General features: G+C 73.0%; 22 protein-coding genes. 11 read left to right on the forward strand and 11 right to left on the reverse strand.

The genetic code is table 11. The annotated features are described in order from the left end of the window. Positions 1 to 73 precede the first annotated feature (73 nt). Together AB1673_03895 and AB1673_03900 are read left to right on the forward strand one after the other, a co-directional pair. A complete protein-coding gene (locus tag AB1673_03895; GenBank protein ID MEW6153122.1) occupies positions 74 to 1,519 on the forward strand; it encodes a hypothetical protein in 1,446 nt (481 codons plus the stop codon). A 10-nt stretch (positions 1,520 to 1,529) separates the two neighbouring features. Then, complete coding sequence (locus AB1673_03900; protein ID MEW6153123.1) at positions 1,530 to 2,447, forward strand: alpha/beta hydrolase; 918 nt, start codon at positions 1,530 to 1,532, stop codon at positions 2,445 to 2,447. 129 nt (positions 2,448 to 2,576) lie between these two features. On the opposite strand, the gene AB1673_03905 is transcribed toward AB1673_03900, so the two are convergent. Further along, positions 2,577 to 3,071 (reverse strand): hypothetical protein, encoded by a 495-nt coding sequence (locus AB1673_03905; GenBank protein ID MEW6153124.1) that lies wholly within the window; start codon positions 3,069 to 3,071, stop codon positions 2,577 to 2,579. A gap of 283 nt (positions 3,072 to 3,354) precedes the next feature. Between AB1673_03905 and AB1673_03910 the strand changes: the two genes are divergently transcribed. Together AB1673_03910 and AB1673_03915 are read left to right on the forward strand one after the other, a co-directional pair. Further along, positions 3,355 to 4,359: a hypothetical protein gene (locus AB1673_03910; protein ID MEW6153125.1), complete on the forward strand. Its 1,005-nt coding sequence runs from the start codon at positions 3,355 to 3,357 to the stop codon at positions 4,357 to 4,359. Further along, positions 4,349 to 5,530, forward strand: coding sequence for a S8 family serine peptidase (locus AB1673_03915; protein MEW6153126.1), 1,182 nt, complete (start codon positions 4,349 to 4,351; stop codon positions 5,528 to 5,530). The genes AB1673_03910 and AB1673_03915 overlap by 11 nt, the downstream gene beginning before the upstream one ends. A 109-nt stretch (positions 5,531 to 5,639) precedes the next feature. Here the strand turns inward: AB1673_03915 and AB1673_03920 are convergent, their stop codons facing one another. Together AB1673_03920 and AB1673_03925 are read right to left on the reverse strand one after the other, a co-directional pair. After that, a complete protein-coding gene (locus tag AB1673_03920; GenBank protein MEW6153127.1) occupies positions 5,640 to 6,278 on the reverse strand; it encodes a sortase in 639 nt (212 codons plus the stop codon). Positions 6,279 to 6,305: 27 nt separating this feature from the next. Further along, on the reverse strand, positions 6,306 to 6,626 hold the full coding sequence (locus AB1673_03925; GenBank protein MEW6153128.1) for a hypothetical protein: 321 nt from the start codon (positions 6,624 to 6,626) through the stop codon (positions 6,306 to 6,308). Between the two features lie 105 nt (positions 6,627 to 6,731). Here AB1673_03925 and AB1673_03930 point away from each other — a divergent pair, with 105 nt between their 5' ends. Then, the gene (locus AB1673_03930; GenBank protein MEW6153129.1) at positions 6,732 to 8,351 is read left to right on the forward strand and encodes a PQQ-dependent sugar dehydrogenase; all 1,620 of its coding nucleotides are present in this window, start codon (positions 6,732 to 6,734) and stop codon (positions 8,349 to 8,351) included. Here AB1673_03930 and AB1673_03935 read toward each other — a convergent pair. The 6 genes from AB1673_03935 to AB1673_03960 form a co-directional block, all read right to left on the reverse strand. Beyond that, positions 8,338 to 10,776, reverse strand: a complete 2,439-nt coding sequence (locus tag AB1673_03935) for an AMP-binding protein (GenBank protein MEW6153130.1) — start codon at positions 10,774 to 10,776, stop codon at positions 8,338 to 8,340. The two genes, AB1673_03930 and AB1673_03935, sit on opposite strands and share 14 nt — an antisense overlap. A gap of 10 nt (positions 10,777 to 10,786) precedes the next feature. Continuing rightward, positions 10,787 to 11,398: a VOC family protein gene (locus AB1673_03940; protein ID MEW6153131.1), complete on the reverse strand. Its 612-nt coding sequence runs from the start codon at positions 11,396 to 11,398 to the stop codon at positions 10,787 to 10,789. Positions 11,399 to 11,408: 10 nt separating this feature from the next. Beyond that, entirely contained in the window at positions 11,409 to 12,554 is a 1,146-nt protein-coding gene (locus AB1673_03945) for a cysteine desulfurase family protein (protein MEW6153132.1), read from the reverse strand. A 56-nt stretch (positions 12,555 to 12,610) separates the two neighbouring features. Next, complete coding sequence (locus AB1673_03950; GenBank protein ID MEW6153133.1) at positions 12,611 to 12,850, reverse strand: hypothetical protein; 240 nt, start codon at positions 12,848 to 12,850, stop codon at positions 12,611 to 12,613. Continuing rightward, positions 12,851 to 13,486 carry a TNT domain-containing protein gene (locus AB1673_03955; GenBank protein MEW6153134.1) on the reverse strand — a complete coding sequence of 212 codons (636 nt, stop codon included), beginning with the start codon at positions 13,484 to 13,486 and terminating at the stop codon, positions 12,851 to 12,853. Between the two features lie 77 nt (positions 13,487 to 13,563). Next, positions 13,564 to 14,298 carry a helix-turn-helix domain-containing protein gene (locus AB1673_03960; protein ID MEW6153135.1) on the reverse strand — a complete coding sequence of 245 codons (735 nt, stop codon included), beginning with the start codon at positions 14,296 to 14,298 and terminating at the stop codon, positions 13,564 to 13,566. 46 nt (positions 14,299 to 14,344) lie between these two features. On the opposite strand from AB1673_03960, the gene AB1673_03965 reads away from it, so the two are divergent. From AB1673_03965 to AB1673_03990, 6 genes are read left to right on the forward strand one after another with little or no spacing between them, the layout of a single operon-like run. Next, positions 14,345 to 15,487: an Mrp/NBP35 family ATP-binding protein gene (locus tag AB1673_03965; GenBank protein MEW6153136.1), complete on the forward strand. Its 1,143-nt coding sequence runs from the start codon at positions 14,345 to 14,347 to the stop codon at positions 15,485 to 15,487. A gap of 27 nt (positions 15,488 to 15,514) precedes the next feature. Then, on the forward strand, positions 15,515 to 16,435 hold the full coding sequence (locus AB1673_03970) for a prolipoprotein diacylglyceryl transferase (protein ID MEW6153137.1): 921 nt from the start codon (positions 15,515 to 15,517) through the stop codon (positions 16,433 to 16,435). Continuing rightward, a complete protein-coding gene (locus tag AB1673_03975) occupies positions 16,432 to 16,668 on the forward strand; it encodes a DUF3107 domain-containing protein (protein MEW6153138.1) in 237 nt (78 codons plus the stop codon). The genes AB1673_03970 and AB1673_03975 overlap by 4 nt, the downstream gene beginning before the upstream one ends. Positions 16,669 to 16,717: 49 nt before the next feature. Continuing rightward, the gene (locus tag AB1673_03980; GenBank protein ID MEW6153139.1) at positions 16,718 to 17,671 is read left to right on the forward strand and encodes an ArsA-related P-loop ATPase; all 954 of its coding nucleotides are present in this window, start codon (positions 16,718 to 16,720) and stop codon (positions 17,669 to 17,671) included. 1 nt (position 17,672) lies between these two features. Further along, positions 17,673 to 18,830 (forward strand): ArsA-related P-loop ATPase, encoded by a 1,158-nt coding sequence (locus AB1673_03985; GenBank protein MEW6153140.1) that lies wholly within the window; start codon positions 17,673 to 17,675, stop codon positions 18,828 to 18,830. A 57-nt stretch (positions 18,831 to 18,887) separates the two neighbouring features. Next, on the forward strand, positions 18,888 to 20,372 hold the full coding sequence (locus tag AB1673_03990) for a histidine kinase N-terminal domain-containing protein (GenBank protein MEW6153141.1): 1,485 nt from the start codon (positions 18,888 to 18,890) through the stop codon (positions 20,370 to 20,372). Positions 20,373 to 20,450: 78 nt separating this feature from the next. On the opposite strand, the gene AB1673_03995 is transcribed toward AB1673_03990, so the two are convergent. Together AB1673_03995 and AB1673_04000 are read right to left on the reverse strand one after the other, a co-directional pair. Beyond that, entirely contained in the window at positions 20,451 to 20,741 is a 291-nt protein-coding gene (locus AB1673_03995; protein MEW6153142.1) for a WhiB family transcriptional regulator, read from the reverse strand. A gap of 180 nt (positions 20,742 to 20,921) precedes the next feature. After that, the gene (locus AB1673_04000) at positions 20,922 to 21,848 is read right to left on the reverse strand and encodes a diacylglycerol kinase family protein (GenBank protein MEW6153143.1); all 927 of its coding nucleotides are present in this window, start codon (positions 21,846 to 21,848) and stop codon (positions 20,922 to 20,924) included. Between the last annotated feature and the right edge of the window lie 32 nt (positions 21,849 to 21,880).

Below are 21,880 nucleotides of genomic sequence, written 5' to 3' on the forward strand. Positions count from 1 at the left end.
CCGTCGCCCGGCCGCAGCGATGGTAGCGGGGGCTACGCTCGGCCCGACGGACGAGCTAGCGAGGCGGATGCCCATGGACGCCAGAGAAGGACAGGGCCCGGCCGGCGGGCACCCCGGGTTGACCGACCTGTTCGCCTACCCCCTGATGGCCTGCTTGCAAGACCGGCGGACCCGGCGGGTGGCCCGGGGAGTTTCGATCACGGCCGGTGACGCCAGCCACCAGAGCACCAACGCCCCTTCGCCCTTGTCGCCTCTGGAGGAGGCGGTGCTCATCGGGTCGATCGGCGTCACCGGGGCCGTCATGCACGACGGGCCCACCGACTTCGGGGCCCAGAAGGAGCTGGGCAGCCCGTTCCTCAACGTCGTGGCCCGGGCCGCCAGCAGCCCCGACAACGCCCAGGCGACGTCGTTCTTCATGATCAACGACGAGGCCATCTGGCTGATCCGCCGGCTCAAGGGCCGTGAGGCCCTCGACTTGGCCAACAGCGTGCCGCCCCGGTGGGAGGACCGTAGCGAGGACGACTGGCTGGCGGCGGCCGCGGCCGTCAAGCAGAAGGTCCACGACGGGCGCATGGAGTTCCCCCGGGACTGGCCCTACTACCTGGGCTGGAACCGCCAGCACTCCAACGCCCCGGGCACGACCGTGTTCCTGCCCGTGGTCGACAACACCCGCCAGTACATCAACGCCCTGCTGATCCTGGCCTCGGAGCCCAAGGGCATCGCCCCCCTGTTCATCGACGACTACCGCCGGTTCACGCCCCGGGGCGCCATGGAGTGGCTGGCGTGGGCCGCCATGTGGGTGGGCCTGGCGCCCAACATCCCCTACCAGCCCATCGGGGGGGTCAAGCGCGTCCGCCAGGGCTACTTCAGCAAGGACAACCCGATCACCCTCAACGCCGTGGGATCGGCCCGCACCGACCACGAGGCCTTCCTGGCCATGCAGAACCTGCTGCTGGCGGCCGAGGGCCTGCGCCTGGGGGGCTGGGTCCACTCGGGCATCCTGCCGCCCCACATCTGGAAGCGCGACCCTTCCAAAGGCCTGCTGGGCCTGGGCTTTCGCGAGCACGGTCCGGCCAAGCCCGGCCGCTTCGCCCGCTGGCCCCCGGCGCCCGCCTCCCAGCCCAACATCGTGGGCCTCGACGGCGTGCTGGAGGGGCTGTGCCCCCCCTACGTGACGGACATGGACGCGGCCGTCGACCAGGTGCTGGATGACAAGTACGGCCCGGGCGGCGTTTATGGTGACAAGGAGCTGTTCGCCCAGGCCTACAAGGACCAGGCGGCGGCCGACGCTTACCTGCGCAACCAGGCGCCGCACCCTCCGGAGGCGGTGGCCTACACCAAGGAGATCTGCCGTTACCTCTACGAGACCTACGGGCGGTTCCCGGCCCATACCGACGCGTTCTACCTCCCCGGCCTCTGGGTCCAGGTCTCGCGGCTCGAACTGGAGTACTACGAGAAGTTCGCCAACCCGGCCCACTTCCGGCGCCAGGCCGAACGCCCGTCCGTCTGGGGGGAGTGACCGGCGGGGGTTGGCTCTGGCGGTCGTCGGGGCCGTCGGGGCCGTGCTCGCCGTCATGGTGGGCACCGTCTCGCCGGCCGCCGGGCAGGTGACCGTGGAGGTGAACCGGGCCGTTCAGTACGGCGAGGGCAGCGGGGCGCCGCTGCTGCTCGACGCCTACGTGCCGGCGGCCGAGGGGACCGACCGGCGTCCCGCGGTCGTGCTGGTCCACGGGGGCGGAGGGCGTGAGGTGTTCGACCGCGAGGCCCGGTTGATCGCGGCCAAGGGGTGGGTGGCGTTCACCATCGACTACCGCCCGGGGGCGGTCGCGGCCGTCGAGGACATGAGCGTGGCTGTCACCTGGGTACGGGCCAACGCCGACCGCTACCGGGTCGAGCCGGGCCGTATCGCCGCCTTGGGCGAGTCCTTCGGCGGCTACCTGGTGGGGATGGCCGCGGTGGTGGGCCGGGGCGACCGCAGCGAGGGCTCGCGGGTACGGGCCGCGGTGTCGTGGTCGGGCCCCATGGACCTGGCCGCGCTGGCCCGTGAGCAGGGCGAGGCGGCCGTCGCCCCGATGGTGGGGTGCCGGCTGGCCGACTGCCCCGACCTCTACGCCGACCTGTCCCCGATCACCCACGTCGACCCGACCGACGCCCCCCTCTACATGATCAGCGGGACCGGGGAACCGGTGATCCGGGCTCAGGCTACGGCCATGGCCACCCGCATCGAGGACGTCGGGGGCCGCACCCAGCTCCAGGCCGTGGAGGGCTCCCGGACGGCTCTGGAGTACCGCGAGGACGTCTGGGCCCCCACCGAGCTGTTCCTGGAGCGCCAGCTCGTCCCCCAACCGGCCACGTCCATCGGGACGCTGGTGTTCGCCCTGACCATGGCCCTGGTGGCGGCGGGCGCCGTCTACGGCCTCCGCCGGCGGGCCGGCTCCCGGACCTGACCCGGCCGCCACCCCACGAAACCCGCGCGGGAATCGTGGGCGTTTTGCCCACGATTCCCGCGCAGGTTTGGCCGTTTGTGGGGCGGAGTTGTCCTGGGGTTGGCTCAACCTGGCCGGCCGATGTGCCGACTAGGGCAGTAACGGATGTGAAGAAAGCACAGCCGAGCGGCCGACGGCCGTGGCGTACAGCGGCGGCGCCCGCCTCCGCGGCGCAGTCTGACGACAGGAGGACAGGGCGATGGCCGAAGACGGGATGACCGGCAGAGACGGTTCCCCTTCACGATCACAATCCCCGCTGGACCGTCTCCGCGAGGCGGCCGCTCGGATGGCCGAGGCCGACGGCGGTGCGGCCGCGCCCGGACCGGCACGGCCCGCGAACGCGACGTCGGCCGGCGCCGCGGCCAGGCCCACGAAGTCGACCAGGTCGGCCGCAGCCGGCGCTGCCTCCAAGTCGACCAGGTCGGCCGCAGCCAAGTCGGCCGTAGCCAAGTCGGCCGCCGCCCCCAAGTCCGCCGCCGCCAAGTCGACCAGGTCGGCCAAGTCGGCCGCCGCCGCCAAGTCCGCCGCCCCCAAGTCGGCCGCCGCCGGCAGGGTCAGCCGGTCAGCCGCCGCCGCCAAGTCCAACGGGCCGGCGGCAGCCGGTGGTCAGGCCGGGCTCGGCACCCGTGGACGAGCGGGGGCCAGCGACAGGCCGGTCCAGGCTCGAGCGGCTGCTCCCGAAGGCGCCTCCTCTACCGACGCCCGGATCCCTTCCGTACCGCCGGTCTCGCCCCGTCCCATGTTCCGTCCGCTGGGGGCTCCGGCCGAGGCCGGGTCGCCAGGTGGATGGTCGCCCTCCGTCGCTCCTGCCGCCGTGCCGGTCCAGCCGGCCGGGCCGATGCCCTCGTCCGGCCCGGGTTCGCGGGCTGTGGCCTGGGAGCCTCCGCCCCCGTCCGCCCCGCCGCCCTACTATCCGCCCCCGGCGACGCCGCCGTTCGGGGCTACCCCCGGGCCGGCCCCCTCCAACTACGGCGCCCCGCCCGAACGGGGCGGGCGCAAGACGCTCGTCATCGGGCTGGTGGTTGGCGCACTGGCCTTGGCGGGCACGGGCGTGGGCTTCACTCTGGCCAACCGGGCCCCGTCCAAAGCCGAGTACGTGGCGTCCGCCGAGCAGGTGTGCGCTCCGGCCAACGCCGAAGTGGCGGCCGTCACCCGGCCCACGAGTTACCCCGAGCTGGCCTCGGCCACGGGCACGGTGGCTGCCGCCATGGGCACGCAGGCCACCGCCCTGCGCGACCTCGAACGTCCTCGTGACGGCGGTGCCGCGCTCGACGCCGCCCTGGTGTCGCTCGACTCGTCCCGGGCCGCGGTCGAGCGCCTCGGGGCGGCCGCCGGCTCGTCCGACGACGGGGCCACGGTGGCCGCCAGCAACGAGGTGTCGGCCGCCTTTGCGGACGCGTCGACCAAGGCGGCCGCCTTCGGGTTCACGGGCTGCGTGATGGGCATGAAGGCCGGGTTCGACTCGATGGCGGGTGGCAGCCACGGCATCCTCAAGACGGCCTACGTGGCCCGGGCCGAGGGCTTCTGCCGGTCGGCGGCCAGCAGGATGGACGCCGTCCCCTTCCCCACGAGCGCTACCCCGGCCGCCCTGGCCCGGTTCCTCGGCCAGTTCGCGACCATCGCCGACCAACTCCTGGCCGACCTCAAGGGGATCACGGTGCCGCCCGGCGACGAAGCGGCCGTGGCCGACATGCTGGCTGCCCAGGAGCAGGTGAACGCCAAGGGCCACGAGCTGATCGCGGCCGTGAGGGCCGACGACGAAGCCGCCTTCATCGCTGTCGACCGGGACATGGTCCGGCTGGTCACAGCGGCCGATGCCAAGCTCGACGCGTACGGCCTCACGGTTTGCGGTTCCAACTTCGGTGAGTACTGAGCCGGCCTGCCGCCGGCTGGTGGTGGCGGCCGTGGCCCTGGTCACGGCCGTCACCGCCATGAACACGGCCGTTACCGCGGGGGCCAGCGACGACCCGCTCTTCGGCGACCAGTGGTCGCTGGAGCAGATCGGGGCGCCCGCCGCCTGGGCGGCGTCGACTGGCGAGGGTGTGCTGGTGGGCATCGTCGACACCGGCGTTGACGCCAGCCATCCGGACCTGAGGGACAAGATCGAGGCCCAAGTCACGTGCACGGGGGGAACGTGCCGGGAGGGCTCGGCCCGCGACGGCCACGGCCACGGGACGGCCGTGGCCGGTGTGATCGCGGCCAGCACCGGCAACGGCACGGGGATCGCGGGGGTCGCCCCCGGGGCCCGGCTGATCGTGGCCAAGGCCATGGACGACGACGGCCGGGGGGGGACCCTCGACATCAACGCCGCCATCGCCTGGGTAGTCGAGCGAGGGGCCAAGGTCGTGAACCTCAGCCTCGGTGACCCCGACCTGCGGCTGACGTCGCTGATCGGTTCGCCCCTGCGTTCGGGGATCGAGTACGCCTGGAGCCGGGGGGCCATCCCCGTCCTGGCTTCGGGTAACTACGACGACGGCGCGGCCGCCGGAGCGGGCCTCAGCGCCAACTACGGCGACCTCAACGCGGTGGTCGTCGGGGCCACCGACCGCAACGGCCGGGTGCCGAGTTATTCGACTTCGCTGGGCAACGCCAAGTGGGGCGTGGTCGCCCCCGGGGGCAGCGGGCGGGCAGCCGGAGCCGGGGTCCTGTCCACGGCCAGGTCGGGGCGCTACGGCTGGTCCTCGGGAACGTCGCTGGCCGCCCCCCACGTGTCGGGGGCTCTGGCCCTGCTGCTGGCCCAGGGCCTGCCGCCGTCGGTCGCTGTCGAACGGCTGCTGTCGACCGCCGACGGTTCACCGTGCGGCGAGGGATGCCAAGGCCGGCTCCGGGCCGATGCGGCCGTGGCCGTTGCCGCGGCCGGCGAAGTCGTGGCCGCCTCCCCGGACGGCTCGCCGCTGGCCGCCGCGGGTGCGCCCGGCATGGACGGCGCGGGGGGCGGGGGCGGCGCGGGCCGGGCGCCGCTCATCGGGCTGGCCGCCGTCTTGGTGGCGGCCGCCGGGGCGTCCACCGCAGCCACCGCCATCTGGTCTCGCCGCCGGGCCTGATCGCAGCGGCCCCACCGGCTGCCACCCCACGAAACCCGCGCGGGAACCGGGGGCGAAACGCCCACGATTCCCGCGCAGGTCGATGGGAGTGCCGGCTTTACCCAGGTCCTCAGGTGGGGACGGCGGCGGCCCAGACGACGAGGTTGGCCGAGTAGCTGCGGGCCCGGCGGTCGAACGAGCCGTCACACGTGATCAGGCGCAGCTCAGGGCCGGGCGTCGGGCCGTACACGAAGGCCGTGGGAAAGGCGTCCTTCTCGTAGGAGCCCGAGCCCCGTACGACGAACGTGACCGTGCCCTCGGCGTAGTCGACGTGGACGGCGTCGCCCGGATCGAGCTCGCCCAGCCGGTGGAAGACCGATGGCCCGCTCGTCGAATCGAGATGAGCGGCGATCACCGCCGGCCCGGTCGCCCCCGGCCTCGTCCCCAGCGAGTACCAGCCGGCGTCGTCGTAGCCGGGCACCTCCAGGGTGCCGTCGGGGTTGAGGCCCAGGAGGACGAGATCAGCCGAGACCCCGATGGCCGGGGCCCGGACCCGTAGGGGCTGGCCCTCGGGGACGACTACCGCCCAGGACGGCCCGGCCCGACCGAGCACGGCCCCGGGCGCGGGCACGGCCAAAGTGGCGGCCGCCGGTCCCGGGCCCCGGACCATCACCGCAGCCAGGGCGGTACACGCGGCGACGACCGCGGCCACCAGTAGGCCCACGGTCCGGCCGCTGGGCGGCTCCCGGGCGATCCCCAGGTTGGTCAACCCGCCAGGACGAACGCTGGTCGCCGGTTACCCGGCCGCCCGCCGCCGCCAGGCCGCTCCCGCGCCGGCCGCTACGGCCGCCGCCGCGGCTACGCCCGCGGCAGGCGCGAGCAGGCCGGGCCCGGCTTGGGTGGCGGTGCCCCCGCCACCGGTGGCCACCGCACCGATCGGCGCGGCCGGTGCCGGGATGGTCGTGGTGATGGGTTGGGCGGCAGTGGTGGGCACCGGGACGAAGCTCGTCGTCGGGGCCGTCTGCTCGTCGTCGTCACCGCACGCCGCCAAGGCCAGGGCCATCACCGCCGCCGCGGCCGCTGATCCCCACCGGGTGCTCCGTGGAAGGTTGCGCATGTCCGCCTCCTGTTCCCGCAGTTGCTCGGAACCCTACCCGCTGGCGCGGCAGCCGACTCCTGCCCTGGGGGCCGGCTTGGCTGACGCCCGTGGCACACTCGTGCGATGTCGCGAGCGACGGCGGCCCTCTTGGCCGTGTCCCTGGCCGCCGGGCCGGGCGTCTTGGTCCCGACGATGGCGACCGCCATGGCGCCGACTGCCCAGGCGGGCCCGGTCCCCGACGCCCCGCCCCTGCCGGCCGTGCCCGCCGGTTTCCGGGACGATGTCGTGGCATCGGTCGGGGCCCCGACGGCTCTGGCGTTCACGCCCGACGGCCGCATGCTGGTCACGACCCAGGGCGGCACCGTGCGGGTCATAAAGGACCAGACCCTCATGCCCACGGCGGCCCTGGACCTGTCCGGCCAGATCTGCTCCAACTCCGAGCGCGGCCTGCTGGGCGTGGCCGTCGACCCCGAGTTCGCCTCCAACGGCTACGTGTTCCTGTACTACTCGTTCCGCAAGACGGCTGTGTGCGACTCGACCACGGTCAACCGGGTGTCGCGGTTCGTGATGGACGGTGACACCCTGGCCGGTGAGGTCGTGCTCATCGACAACATCCCCTCGCCTGCCGGCAACCACAACGCCGGCGACCTCGACTTCGGCAAGGACGGCCTGCTCTACGCGAGCGTGGGTGACGGCGGTTGCGACTACCCCGGTGGCACTCCCAGCGGCTGTGGCGGCAACAACGACGCCGCCCGCGACGAGCACGCCCTGGTCGGCAAGGTCCTGCGCGTCGACCGCGACGGGGGGGTCCCGGCCACCAACCCGTTCCAGGGCCCGGGCACGGCCCGGTGCCACCAGAGCGGCGTGGTGGCCGCCGGCCTCAAATGCCAGGAGACGTTCGCCTGGGGCCTGCGAAACCCGTTCCGCATGGCCTTCGACCCCAACGACGCCGGCACCCGGTTCTACGTGAACGACGTGGGCCAGTCGACCTGGGAGGAGGTCAACCTGGCCACCGCCGGAGCCGACTACGGGTGGAACGTCCGGGAAGGGCCCTGCGCCCGGGGGTCCACGTCGGACTGCGGGTTGCCGCCTGCCGGGATGGTCAACCCCGTCTACGCCTACGGCCACGGTGACGGCTGCCGCTCGATCACCGGCGGGGCGTTCGTCCCCGACGGGTTGTGGCCGGCCGAGTACCACGGCAAGTACCTGTTCGCCGACTACGTCTGCGGGCGCATCTTCCGCCTCGACCCGGACGGGAGCGGTGGCTTTACCCGGGTCGACTTCGCCACCGGGCTGGGGGGCGGGTCGGCCGTCCACCTGCGCTTCGGGCCCTACCGGTCGACCCAGGCCCTCTACTACACGACCTACGCCGGGGGCGGGCAGGTGCGCCGCATCGCCCGCAGCAGCGACGTGCCGGCCGTCGAGGTCATCGGGTTCACGTGGTACCGCGACGGGGCGGCCTCAGCCTCGGGGCCCTCGCCGACAGCCATTTCGCTCTACGGCACGGGCCTGAAGGCCTCGACCGCCTACCGGCTGGTGACGGCCCCTCCCGAGGCCGAGGCCCACCTGACGTGCAGCCGCAACCTCCAGGCCGTGAACGCGACAGTGCGGATGTCGAGCAGCACCGGGTTCATCCCCGTCACCGGCGGGCCGGTCGGCCGGCCACCCGGGACGTGGAACGTGTGCTGGCGGTCGATCGACGGCACGTCGGCCAGCGCCCCGGTCTCGTTCACGGTGGGCTAGTGGGGGGGGCGGACCGGCGGTCGAGGTCGGCCCACAGAGAAGGGCCGATGGGGTCGGACGCCTCCTCGGCCAGGTGGGCCACCAGGCCGGCCGTACGGGCGATCAGGGCAAAGCCCCGGGCGCTGCCGGGTGGGACGCCCAGGTCGGCCAGGGCCGCCCCCGCGGCCCCCGCCCCGTTGATGGGCAGGGCCCGGCCCGTCGCCTCCGCGTAGGCCGCGGCCACCGCCTCCAGCAGGCGCATGTGGGGCCCGAGCAGCCCTTCTTCCCGGGCGAGTGCGTACAGCCGGGGGACGCGGGGGTCGAGCTGCCGGTGCAGCGGATGGCCCAGCCCCGGGACCCGCTGGCGGGCGTCCAGCCGGGCCGCCACCACCTCCCGGGCCAGCCCGGCCAGCGCCTGGTCATCGGGCCAGTCCCCGCCCTCGGCCTCCCCACGGGCGCCGCCCGCGGCCTCCCCACCCGCCCCACCCGCCCCACCCGCCCCGCCCGCGGCCTCCCCACCCGCCCCACCCGCCCCGCCCGCGGCCTCCCCACCGGCGCCGCCCGCGGCCTCCCCGCCCGCGCCGCCCGCCCCGCCCATCCGGAGGGCGGCGGCCAGCATCTCGGCGGTGTCCCCGGTGGGGCCGAGGAACACGCTGCCCGCGCCCAGCAGGCCGGCGGCCACGGCCGCCTGGGGTGCCTCGGGGGCGCCCGTGTAGGTGAGGCGGGCGGCCATGGCCGAGGGGGTGAGGCCGTGGTCGGCCAGCGACACCAGCACGGCGTCGAGCAGCCGGGTCTGGCCCGGGGCCGGGGCCCGGCGGGTCACGAGCAGGTAGGCCAACTCGGTCAGGGTGAGCTGGCCCATGACCTCGCCCGGCAGGTCCCGCCCGCCCACCGTTATCGACTCGGCGGTGGCCGACCCGATCCACGAGCGGGGCCCGGTCGCCGCACGGGCGTGCGGGCCTTGATCGGCCTCCATGTCGACCTCCTTCTCGGTACGCCCGGTAGGGAGCATGTGCTTGGCCAGCCGGCCGGTGGCGGTGTGGGGCAGGTCGTCCACCACCTCGAAGTAGCGGGGGACCTTGTAGCCGGCCAGCCGGGCCGCCGCGAACTCGCGCAGTCCGGCGATGTCCACCCCGCGCCCCCCGGGGGCGGGCACCACGAAGGCCTTGACGTCCTCCTCCGACAGGGCGGAGGGCACCCCCACGACGGCCGCCTCGGCCACTTCGGGGTGGCGTTCGAGCACGGCCTCGACCTCGGCGGGCGAGAGGTTCTCACCCCGCCGGCGGATCACCTGTTTCTTGCGGCCCACGAACGTGTACGTGCCGTCGTGGTTGTCGGTGACCAGGTCGCCGGTCCGCAGCCAGCCGTCGACCAGCACCTCGGCCGTCTCGGCGGCCATGCCGAAGTAACCGGCCATCACCGCCGGGTTGCGCAGCTCCAGCTCGCCGTCAGCGGCGACGCGGGCCTCGTTGACCCGGCCCAGCACCGGGTGCTGGCGGGGAGCGCCGAGCGTGCCGTAGGGGCGCTGGCCGCGGGGCCAGATGAGCCCGTAGGGGGTCTCGGACAGGGCGTAGCCGCACGTGACCTCCCAGCCGAACCGGCGCTCGATCTCCAGGTGGCGCTCCTTGTCCGGCGAGGGCCCGGTGTAGCAAAGGCGCACCGGGTTGTCGGCGTCGTCGGGCCGGGGGGGCTGGCGCATGAGGATCTCGACCATGGCCCCGATGGCGTTGAACTGGGTGGCCCCGTAGCGGCGGGCGCTGTCGAGGAACCCGCGCGCCGAGAACGACGGCAGGAGCACGAGGCTGGCCCGGGCTGCCATCGACCCCAACACTGAGTAGGCCGGGGCGTTGATGTGGAACAGGGGGAGCGAGGTCATCAGGCGGTCGTCGCCCGTCAGCCCCAGCCACCACGGGAAGCCCTCGGCCGCCATCACGTAAGCCCGGTGGGTCTGCATTACCAACTTGGAGCGGCCGGTCGTGCCCGAGGTGGGGATCATCACGGCCACGTCGCCCGGGCTCACGTCGGCGGGGCCGTCGTCATCGCCCCCGGCGGGCACCCCGAACAAGTCCTCGACGGCCACCACCGCCGTCCCGGCCGTGCCCGGCGTGGGGCCCGACGGCGTCACGACCAGCCGGGGCTCGACCTGGCGGACGAAGCCGGCCAGCTCCTCGTCGGTACCTCGCGGGTTGACCGGCACCTGCACGGCCCCCAGCTCCATGAGGGCCAGCCAGGTGAACACCGTGCGGGGCGTGCTGGGGGCCACCTCCAGCACTCGGTCGCCCGGGCCGACACCCGCCTCCCCCAGGGCGGCGGCCGCGGCCCGCACCTCGGCCAGGGCTTCGGCGTAGGTGTACTGCTCGTCGCCGAAGACCAGCCAGACCTTGCCCGGGGCGTCGGCCACCGCCCGCCGGAAGTGGGCGGCGATCCCTCCCTCGCCGGGCGTCAACTCCCGTTCGTCAATCGCCGGTGGGCAGCTTGTACAGGTCCTTGGTGACCTCGCTGACCAGCGTGGTGCGGGGCGTCCACTCCAGGCGGCCCGTGGCGCGCAGCTCGCGCACTGCCGGCACCGGGTCGGGGTCGGCGAAGAACCGGTCGTCGCCGTAGTCGACGGGCCGACCGGTGGCGTCGGCCGTCCACCACGACGCCTCCAGGGCGATGCCGTTGGGGTCGGTGAAGTAGATCGACCGCAGGGTGCCGTGGTCGACCACGTCGGTCACCTCGCAGTCGTGGGACTTCAGCCTGTCGCGCAGGCGGAGCAGGGCCTCCTCGTCGGCCAGGCCCAGGGCCAAGTGGTCGAACTGGCTGGCCTGCGGGAAGGGGACGCCCGCCGGCTTGGAGAACTGCTCGATGGGCTCGCCGACGTATTCGAAGAAGGCCAGCGCGTTGCCCGGGGCGATGTCGAAGAAGTAGTGCTTGAAGGCCGGCGTGGCGATGGTCATCACCAGCCGGGCACCGAGCACTCCGTGGTAGAAGCGGACGGTGGCGTCCATGTCGGACGTGACCAGGGCGAGGTGGTGGACGCCCCGCCAGTACACGTCATCGGTGGTGGTGTGGTCGGTGGCGGACATGCCCGTAATGCTACGCCCGCGGCCGTCCTTCGGCACCGGCGCGCCCCAGCGAGCGCAGCCGGCCCACCACCGCCGGCAGCGCCCGGGCGAACGCGGCCACGTCCTGCTCGGTGGTCGACCACCCCACCGATACCCGTAGGGACCGGGCCGCGTCCACGCCCATGGCCTCAAGTACCGGGGAGGGCTCCAGCGACTCGGACGAGCACGCGCTGCCGGAGTGGACGGCCACCCCGGCCTGGTCGAGGCCCAGCAGGACGGCCTCGGCCTCCACGCCTTCGACCCCCAGGCACACGATGTGGGGGAGGCGGCCCCCGGGGCTCGTGTCCCCATAGGCCACCACCCCGGGGACGGCCAGGGCGCCAGCCAGGGCGGTGCCGGTCAACTGGAGCTGGCGCTCGGCTTCGGCTTCCAGGCCCCCGGCCGCGATGTGGGCGGCGGCCGCCCCGAACCCGACGATCCCGGCCACGTTCTCCATGCCCGCCCGCCGGCCCCGTTCCTGCTGGCCGCCGACGAGGAGGGGCTCGAGCCGCAGCCCCCGGCGCACGACCAGGGCGCCCACCCCCTGGGGACCGCCCAGCTTGTGGGCCGAGACGGACATGAGGTCGGCCCCGGTGGCCGCGAAGTCGACGGCCACGTGGCCCGCGGCCGCCGCCGCGTCCACGTGGACGAGCACTCCCCGCTCCCGGCACGCCTCCACGACCTCGCGCACGGGTTGGACAGTGCCGACCTCGTGGTTGGCCCACTGGACGTGTACGGCTGCGGTCTCCCCGGGCCGTACGGCCGCGGCCACGGCCGACGGGCTCACCCGGCCCAGCCCGTCGACCGCCACCACCGTCACGTCATGGCGGGCGGCCGCGTCCCGGACGGCCGAGTGCTCCACGGCCGTGACCACCTGATGGGGCCCCCGCCCGGCGGCGCCCCACACGGCGGCCGCGATGGCCTCGGTCGCCCCGCTGGTGAACACCACCTCCCGGGGCCGCGCCCCCAAGAGGTCGCCCACCTGCTGGCGGGCCAGCTCCACCGCGGCCCGGGCCTCATGGCCCTCGTGGTGGGCTCGCCCGGGGTCGGCCGCGAACCCCAGCCACGACCACATGGCCTCGACCACCCCCGGCCGGGCCGGCGATGTCGACGCGTGGTCGAGGTAAGCCCGGCTCACGACCGCGACAGCCGATGCACGGCTTTCAGGTTACGTCCCGCGTCCCGCCCCGCCGGTCAGCGGCTCCCCGTGAGCATGGCGAAGAAGGCGTGGCAGGCCTCGTCCTCGGAGGGGAACCGGCGGGCAACCGTGTGGGCCCCCCGCTCGAACACACCGATCTCCCAGCTGTCCGGCCCCGGGCGCAGGAACAGGAAGTCGGGCGCGGGTGGAACGGGCTCGTGGGTACCGGCGATCTCGTAGATCCCATCGGGCACGCCCGCTCCCACCAGCGCGGCCCGCAAGGCGGCCGTGTCCATTCAGTTGGTGCGATCGAGGTAGCCGTTGTCGACCAGCCACAGCACGCTCAGCGGCGCCGGGGCCCCGGGCAGGAGGCTGGCGTCGAGCTGGTACTGCAGGCCGAGGCCCATCTGCTCGAACCACGGGGCGATGGGCCCGAGGCGTACCGGCAACCGCTTGGCCACCCGGTAGGTGTGGTAGTTGCACGGGTAGGCCGGGTCGAACGTGTTCAGGCTCTGCGGCGGGATGGCCCGCTGCTGGTAGCGGGTCAACCGGGGTGCCAGGAACGACCCGAACTCGCTGCCGAACCGGTCGACCTGGGTGCCGACCGGGAGCGAGCCCGCGACCATCACCGCCCGGTAATAGCCGTCGTCGGGCGGGAAGATGTAGCTCCCGCGGCCGTCGTTGGCCGCCGCGTCCCAATAACGATGGAGGAACTCGGCCGACGACAGGTCGCCGAAGCGCCGCCAGTTGCTGACCATGATGGCCACCGGCCCGGTCGTCGGCAGGTCGGACGGGCCGAGGCGCGGGTCGCCGTCGAGGGGGATGCTGCAGGCGACGACCGCCGCCGCCGTGCCCGCGGCGGCCGGCACGGGGACCGTGGCCAGGCAGAGGACCGCGCCCAGGACCGCTAGTGAATGCCGCAACCGCCTCATGGGGGCCGCCCTCCGTGCCGTGCCGGGGACCGCCCCCTGGCGCTGGTCAGCCTATGCGGGCAGGCAGGCCCGCGCCGCTACACGACTGTGACGCAGATCTGGTCGCCCTGGGGGCGGGAGGCCTCGGTCTCGGGGACGGTCTCGCCGTAGAGGGTGCCGAGCATGCCCTTGATGATGCCCCGGTCGACGGCGCAGATGAACGGGTGCTGGACGGCGGCGTCGCCGAACGGGCACTGCTCGGCGATTATGGCCAGCGAGCCACCCCGGGGCTCGGCGTGGGCCGCGAAGCCGTGGGCCGTGAGGGCGTCGGCCACGGCATGGAGCGAGACCCGGAAGGAGCGGTGGCCGTCACCCGGGGACATGGAGTGGGCCAGGGCCTCGCCGTACTCGATGCCCACCTGCTCGGCCACCTCCTCGGCCGTCTCGGGCGGGAGCAGGCGCAAGGCCCGCACGAGCAGGGTGATGAGCAGGTCGTCGCGGCGGGCCGGGAACTCGAGGCCGGTCTCTTTGGCCGTGGCCCGGTAGCGCTTGGACGGCCGGCCCGCGCCGGAGCCCTCGACCCGCTCGACCCCGACGTCGAGGTAGCCCCCGGCGGCCAGCTTGTCGAGGTGGTGGCGGGCCACGTTGGGGTGCAGCTCGAAGCGCTCGGCCACCTCCCCGGCGGTGACGCCTTGGTCGGCGTGGCGCAGGAACAGGTAGATCTCGCGGCGGGTGGGATCGCCGAAGGCGGCGGTGGCGGCGGCCACCCCGGCCGCGAACTCGTCGGCGGTCAGCGACGCCAGCGGTCTCAGCGGTAGGGGAGCGTCCACCATCTCGATATTGTAACTACGGACGTAGGAGAAATAGGAGCCCCACTGCATGGTCACCCGCGAGCAGGTCATCGACGCACTGCGACCGGTGCAGGACCCCGAGCTCCAGATGAGCGTCGTCGAGCTCGACATGGTCCGCGACGTGAGGATCGACGGGGGCGCCGTGGCCGTCACGATCGCCCTCACGGTGGTCGGCTGCCCGCTGCGGGCCGAGATCGAACGCCGGGTCACCGAAGCCGTGGGCCCGCTGGCGGGCGTCGAGAGCGTGTCGGTCGAGCTGACCGTCATGACCGACGAGGAGCGGGCCCAGGTCAAGCAGAAAGTCCAGGGCGGCCACGGCCAGGCCGGCCACGCTCATCCCCACGGCGGGGGGGAGGGTGCCCCCGAGGTGGTGCTGCCGTTCGCGGACCCGTCGTCCAAGACCCGGGTGCTGGGCCTGTCGTCGGGCAAGGGCGGGGTGGGCAAGTCGTCGGTGAGCGTCAACCTGGCCATTGCCCTGGCCCGGCTCGGCCACGAGGTGGCCATCCTCGACGCCGACGTCTACGGCTTCTCCGTGCCCAAGATGCTGGGCATCGACCACGAGCCGGTGGTCATCGACCAGATGATCGTCCCCCCGGTGGGCCACGGCGTGAAGGTCATCTCCACCGGCTTCTTCGTGCCCGACGACCAGCCCGTGATCTGGCGGGGCCCCATGCTGCACAAGGCCCTCGAGCAGTTCCTCACCGACGTGCTGTGGGGCGAGCCCGACTACCTGCTCATCGACATGCCCCCGGGCACGGGGGACGTGGCCCTGTCGATGGCCAAGTTCATGCCCCGGGCCGAGGTGCTGGTGGTCACCACGCCCCAGCCGGCGGCCCAGCGGGTGGCCCAGCGGTCGGCCTACGCAGCCCGCAAGGTCAACCTGGCGGTGCGGGGCGTGATCGAGAACATGAGCTGGTTCACCGGCGACGACGGCCGGCGCTACGAGATCTTCGGGTCTGGAGGCGGCGAGCTGCTGGCCCAGCAGCTGGGCGTTCCCATGCTGGGCCAGGTGCCCCTGGTCACGGCCCTGCGCGAGGGGGGCGACACCGGGGCCCCGGTCACCGTGACCGACCCCGGCGGGGAGGCTTCCCAGGCGTTCGCGGCCATCGCCAGCCGCATCGGGGAACTGGGCCCGACCCGGGTCTACCGCCCCGAGCTGCGTATCAGTTGAGCCGGCCGAGGCTGTAGAAAGAACTGAATGCTCGGGGCCATCTCCTACACGCCGATCGTCGACATCGACATCGGCCCGCTCACCGTCTCGCCCCACGGGATCGGCATCGCCGTGGGCTTTCTCATCGGCGCCCGGTTCATGCTGCCCCGCTCCCGGGCGCGGGGGATCCCCGACGACCTCGTCTACCCCCTTTTCACACTGGCCGCCATCGGCGCCATCGTCGGCGCCCGGGTGGCCTACGTGATGAACCACTTCAGCTCCTACGAGTCGCCGGCCGACGCCCTGCGGGTGTGGGAGGGGGGCATCTCGCTCATCGGCGGCATGTTCGGGGCGATCTTGTTCGCCATGCCGAAGATCAAGAAGTCGAAGCTCTCGTTCTGGAAGGTGATGGACTCGGCCGCCCCGGGCATGGCGTTGGGGGTCATGGTCGGGCGCATCGGCGACCTGGTGGTGGCCGACCACCTGGGCAAGACCACCGACTTCTTCCTGGGCTACCGGTGCCCGCCCATCGACGTGGCCACCGCTTCGCCGTGCGCCCCGACGGAGTTCGCCTCCCGCACGGTCGGCGCCGTCGTCCACCAGACGGCCCTCTACGACCTGATCTTCGCGGGGATCATCTTGGTGGTCCTGCTCGCCTTCGAGAAGCGAAAGCGGTTCGAGGGGTTCCTGATCATGACGTTCGGGGCCGGCTACGGGATCGCCCGCATTATCGAGGACTTCCTGCGCGAGGACCTGCGCCGGTTCGGCCTCACCGGCAGCCAGTGGGTGGCCATCGCCGTGCTCACCATCGCCTTAGTCAACCTGCTGGTCCTGAGACGGTCGCCCCGCTGGGGCCACTGGGACGAAGGCGGGGACGCGCCGGCCCCCGAAGATCAACCTACGCTGGGGGACGAACAGGCCGAAGCCGCCGAGCCCGCGGTAGTCACAGAGCCAGAGGAGAGAACTTGAACATCCGGATCGGGATGATCTACACGCCCAAGGAGCTGGAGATCGAGCTGGCCGACGACCAGGACGGGCCCAAGATCATCGACCAGGTGACCGAGTCGGTGGGCCAGGAGGCCTCCATGCTCTGGCTGACCGACCGCAAGGGCCGCCGGGTGGGCGTGGCCACCTCCAAGATCGCCTGGGTCGAGGTCGGCCCCGAGGTCGAGGGCCGCAGGGTCGGGTTCAGCGCCCTGTGAGCCGGGCCGGTGAGCCGGTGAGCCTCTGAACCGATGAACTTCTGAGCCGATGAACCTGCTCGACCGCCGGCTGCTGTTCGTCACCGGCAAGGGTGGGGTGGGCAAGAGCACGGTGGCCGCCGCCCTGTCGCTGCTGGCCGCCCAGCACGCCAAGAAGGCGCTGGCCTGCGAGGTCGACGCCAAGGGCGACCTGGCCGCCCTGTTCGAGACGGCCCCTCTCGACTTCGAGCCCCGCCAGATCTTCCCCGGGCTGTCGGGGATGGCCATGCACACCGAGGCCTCCCTCGACGAGTACCTGCGCCTCCAGCTCCGGGTACCGGGTGTGAGCAAGATCGGGCCGCTGGCCAAGGCCTTCGAGTTCGTGGCCACGGCCGCCCCCGGTGTGCGCGAGATCCTCACCGTGGGCAAGCTGGCCCACGAGGTGCGCGAACGCCACTACGACATCGTGGTGGCCGACGCGGCCGCCACCGGCCACGTCGTGGGCCAGCTCACGGCCCCCCAGGCCATCAACTCGCTGGTGCGGGTGGGGGCCATCCGCAACCAGACGGGGTGGGTGCTCGACATCCTCGCCGACCCGGCCCAGACCGCCCTCGTGGTCGTCACCACGCCCGAGGAGATGCCGGTGCGCGAGACGGTCGACCTGGTCCGCCGGGTGCGGGCCGAGACCCCCGTCCACGTGGCCGCCGTCGTGGTCAACCGGGTGCTGCCCGAGCTGTTCAGCCACAGCGACGAAGAGGTGTTCGAGCGGTTGCGGGAACCGGCCGTGGCCCGCAAGCTGGCCCGGGCGGCCAAGGGACGGGTGGGCCAGCTCCAGCCCGTCTTCGACGGCGCCCGCCTGGCCGTGACCCTGCGCCGCAGCCGCACCGGGCACCTGGACATGCTGCGCCGCGAGCTGGGGCCCGACCTCCCCCTGCTCTATGTACCCGAGCTGTTCACCCGCGGTTACGGGCTGCGGACCACCGGGCAGGTGGCCGACGCCCTGGCCGCCGAGCTGGGTTACTGACATGGCCGACGGCGAGCGCACCCTCGAACAGCTCATGGCGGCCAAGGAGATCGTCGTGTGCTGCGGCTCCGGGGGCGTGGGCAAGACCACCACGGCCGCGGCCGCAGCCGCCATGTCGGCCGTCTCGCTGGGGGCCAAGACCCTGGTCCTCACCGTCGACCCAGCCCGGCGGCTGGCCGACGCCCTGGGCGTGGGGGACCTGGGCAACGTCGAGCGCCAGGTGGCGCCCGAGGCCTTCAAGGAGGCCGGCGTCCAACCCCATGGCGAACTGTGGGCCGCCATGCTCGACACCAAGAAGTCCTGGGACGAGCTGGTCGTGCGCCACTCGCCCGACCCGGCCACCGCCGAGCGCATCCTGTCCAACGCCCTCTACCAGAACGTGGCCGGGCGCTTCGTCCAGAGCCACGAGTACATCGCCATGGAGCGCCTCTACGAGGCCCACAGCTCCGGGCGCTACGACCTGATCGTCGTCGACACGCCGCCCACCCGCAACGCCGCCGACTTCCTCCAGGCCCCCGACCGCATGGCCGACTTCTTCGCCAGCCGCCTGCTGCGCTGGCTGACCATGCCCGCCCGGTCCCGGCTGCTGACCCTGGCCAGCCGCCCCTTCTACCAGGTGGCCGACCGCATCCTGGGCTCGCAGTTCCTGGAGGACGTGGCCGAGTTCTTCCTGCTCTTCCAGTCGATGTACGACGGGTTCAGCGAGCGGGCCGAGGCCGTCAAGCGGCTGCTGCACGACCGGCGCACCACGTTCGTGGTCGTGTCCACCCTGGAGCCCGCGCCGCTGCGCGAGGGGGAGGCGTTCCTGCGCGAGCTGGTGGCCCAGAAGTTCCACCCAGGGGCGCTGGTGCTCAACAAGGTGCTGCCCGACTACCTCCGCGACCCCGACCTGGCCGCCCTGGCCGAACGGCTGGCGGGCGACGCCCCGGCCCTGGCCGCCGCCGTGGGGCCCGACGTCGGGCCCCCCGAGGCCGTGGCCCGGGTGCTGGGGGAGGTGGCCGACAGCTACCGCAACTTCTCGGTGGTGGCCAAGCGGGAGGCCGAGCAACGGGCCGAGCTGGGGGCCACGCCCGACGTGGTCGTCTCCGTCCCCTACTTCGACGACGACATCGGCGACCTCGCCGGCCTGCTGCGGCTGGGTCGGTCCCTGTGGGCCTGAGGCCGGTGCTGGGCTATCCCGACGGCTGCCGGCGCCCCCGGTCCCTACCATGGGCCGGTGGCCTCCTTCTCTGAGCTGATCCGCCTGACCGGGCTCGACGAGGCCGCTGCCGCCCACGTCGAGCGTCTCGTCGTGTCGTGGGGTTTCCTGGCCGACCTGTGCTTCGCCGACCTGCTGCTGTTCGTCCCGGTGGCTCCCGTCGGCGACGCTCCTGGGCAGTTCGTGGTGGTGGGCCAGATGCGGCCCACCACCAGCCAGACCCTCTACCGCGACGACCAGGTCGGGCGCCTGGTCGGGCCCGGGGAGCGTCCCGACGTGACCCGGGCCTGGGGCCTGGGCCAGATCATCGACGACGAGGTCAGGTTGGGCGAGGTAGCCAGCGTGCAGTGCATCCCCGTTCGTTGGAAGGACCAGCTGGTGGGCATCCTCACCCGAGAGTCGGCCCCTTCGGTGGGCCGCCGCCCGGGTGAGCTGGAGCGGGTCTACGTCGAGATCTTCGACCGGTTCGCCCGCATGATCGCGGCCGGGGAGTACCCCTTCGAGGCCGACGACACGGGGTCCAACGAGGCCCCCCGGGTCGGTGACGGCGTGGCCCGCCTCGACGCCACCGGCCGGGTCGACTACGCCTCGCCCAACTTTGTGTCCGCCCTGCACCGCATGGGCCTGCACGGCAACGCCCGTGACGCCCGCCTGGCCGAGGTCGGCATGGACGAGTCGGCGGTGCGGGCCGCCTTCGCGATCGGGCTGCCCATCACCGAGGAGATCGAGCGCAACGACGTCGTGCTGCTCGTGCGGTGCATCCCCCTGCTGGAGAGGGGCCGGGTGGCAGGTGCAGTGGTGGCCGTGCGCGATGTGTCCGACCTGCGGCGCCGGGACCGGCTGCTGATCTCCAAGGACGTGACGATCCGCGAGATGCACCACCGGGTCAAGAACAACCTCCAGACCATCTCCTCGCTGTTGCGGCTCCAGGCCCGGCGGCTGGAGTCGGCCGAGGCCCGCCAGGCCATCGAGGACGCGGTGGCCCGCATCCGTTCGATCGCCCTCGTGCACGAGACCCTCTCGTCCACCACCGGAGCCAGCCAGGAGGTCGACTTCGACGAGATCGTCCGACCCCTCGTGCGCCTCGTGGAGGAGGGCCTGCTCTCGCCCGACCGCCACGTGCGCATGATCGTGGAGGGCGAGGCCGGGGCGTTGCGGGCCGAGGTCGCCACCCCGTTGGCCGTGGTGCTGACCGAGTTGCTCCAGAACGCCGTGCGCCACGGGTTCCCCGAGGACCGCTCCCAGGGGACGGTCAGGGTTTGCCTCGACCATGACGCCAGCCGGGTCAGCCTCAAGGTGGTGGACGACGGGGTGGGCCTGGGCGGTGACGGCCGTGGCGGGGCTGACCTGATGGCCGAGATCGACGGTTCCACCAGCCTGGGGCTGACCATCGTGCGTACCCTCGTCAACGAGCTGGGCGGCACCCTCACGGCCAGCAGCGACAACGGCACGACGTTCGAGTTGGCCATCCCCCTGGCCGTGGCCCGCGGTCAGCCCTCCTAACGCCGCCAACCGGTGTGCCAAACGCGCCAGAAATGGCGCGTTCCCGACACCGGTCCGGAGAGGGGGGAGCTCAGCGGGTCAGGAAGCCCGGCGACGGCGGGCCAGCCACGCCTTACGCAGCTTGCGGCGCTCCTCCTCGGAGGTGGCGCCCCATACCCCGGCCTCCTGGTTGGTGGCCAAGGCGAACTCGAGGCACTGGGCCTGGGCGTCGCACGCCCGGCACACGGCCTTGGCTGCTTCGATCTGGTCGATCGCCGGCCCGGTTGTCCCGATAGGAAAGAACAGGTCGGGGTCGGTGTCGCGGCAGGCAGCCCGGTGGCGCCAGTCGTCGACGTCCCAGTCGTAGGTGCGGCTCCAAGTCAGGGCCACGGTTCCCTCCCACGAGTCAAGCTTGCCTGTGAAGACCTGATTGTGAAAACATTCACAAAGTTAGACCCGCAAACCTGATCGGGGCGCTGCGGGGTTCCAAGCTCAAGATTACCCGCGCCCCGCTCACTGCTGCAAGCGGTATGTGTACAAATTCTCTATTCCGGCCTTCACCCTGTGTGTTCAGGGTGCCACGAGCAGGAGCCGGTCGGGCTCCCAGGTGAAGGACAGCTCCTGAGCCTCGCCCAGGTAGTCCCCGTCGGCCTGGTAGGGCACACCCGTGCGGCCCGGGGCGGCGGTGACGGTGACCGCCTTCAGCTCGGGCCGGTAGTCGACGTGGGGGCTGGTGCGCAGCTTGCGCCCCTTGGCCATGGTGGCCCCCAGCAGGGGGAGGAACTTGAACAGCTTGATCGTGCGCAGGGTCACGAGCACGAGGGGGGCGTCGAGGGCGGCGTGCTCGGGGGCCACCTGCAGGGCCCGGGCGCCCAGGTAGGTATAGGGGTTGGAGTTGAGGCAGATGGCGAAGTAACCGTCGTCGAGGACCGGGGCGCCGTCGCTGCCGACCACGGCCAGGTGGGGGTTGCGCCGGTCGTAGCCGCGCGACCAGGTGGCCAGGGCGGCGTAGACGAACACCGCCTGGCCGATCTTGCGCTTGAGCTCGGGCTTCTTCTCGACCTTGGCCACCACCGCGGCGTCGTAGCCGATGCCGACGTGGAACAGGAAGTAGCGGCCGTTGACCAGTCCCAGCCCGATCTGGCGGGGAGGGAGGTCGAGGGCGTCGAGCAACTGGGGAGCCGCCTTCTTGACCTTGCGGGCGAACCCGACCGTCCGGCAGAAGACGTTTGTCGACCCCCCGGGCAAGGGGGCCAGGGCCGTGCCCGTGCCGGCCAGGCCGTTGGCCGCCTCGTTGAGGGTGCCGTCGCCGCCCAGCACGACGACGACCTCGGCCCCCTGCTGGGCCGCCTGGCGGGCCAGCTCGGTGGCGTGGCCCCGGCGGGCCGTCTCCACGACGGTGAGCTCGTGGCGCTGGCCCAGCACCTGCTCGACCACCGCCCGGCGCTTGGGCTTGTAGGCCGAGGCCATGGGGTTGACGATCAGCGTCAGCTTCACGTGCTCACGCGCCTTTCCGGTCGGTGGGCGGC

Source organism: Actinomycetota bacterium (assembly GCA_040754375.1).
In the GTDB taxonomy this organism is placed as follows: Bacteria; Actinomycetota; Acidimicrobiia; order Acidimicrobiales; family AC-14; genus JBFMCT01.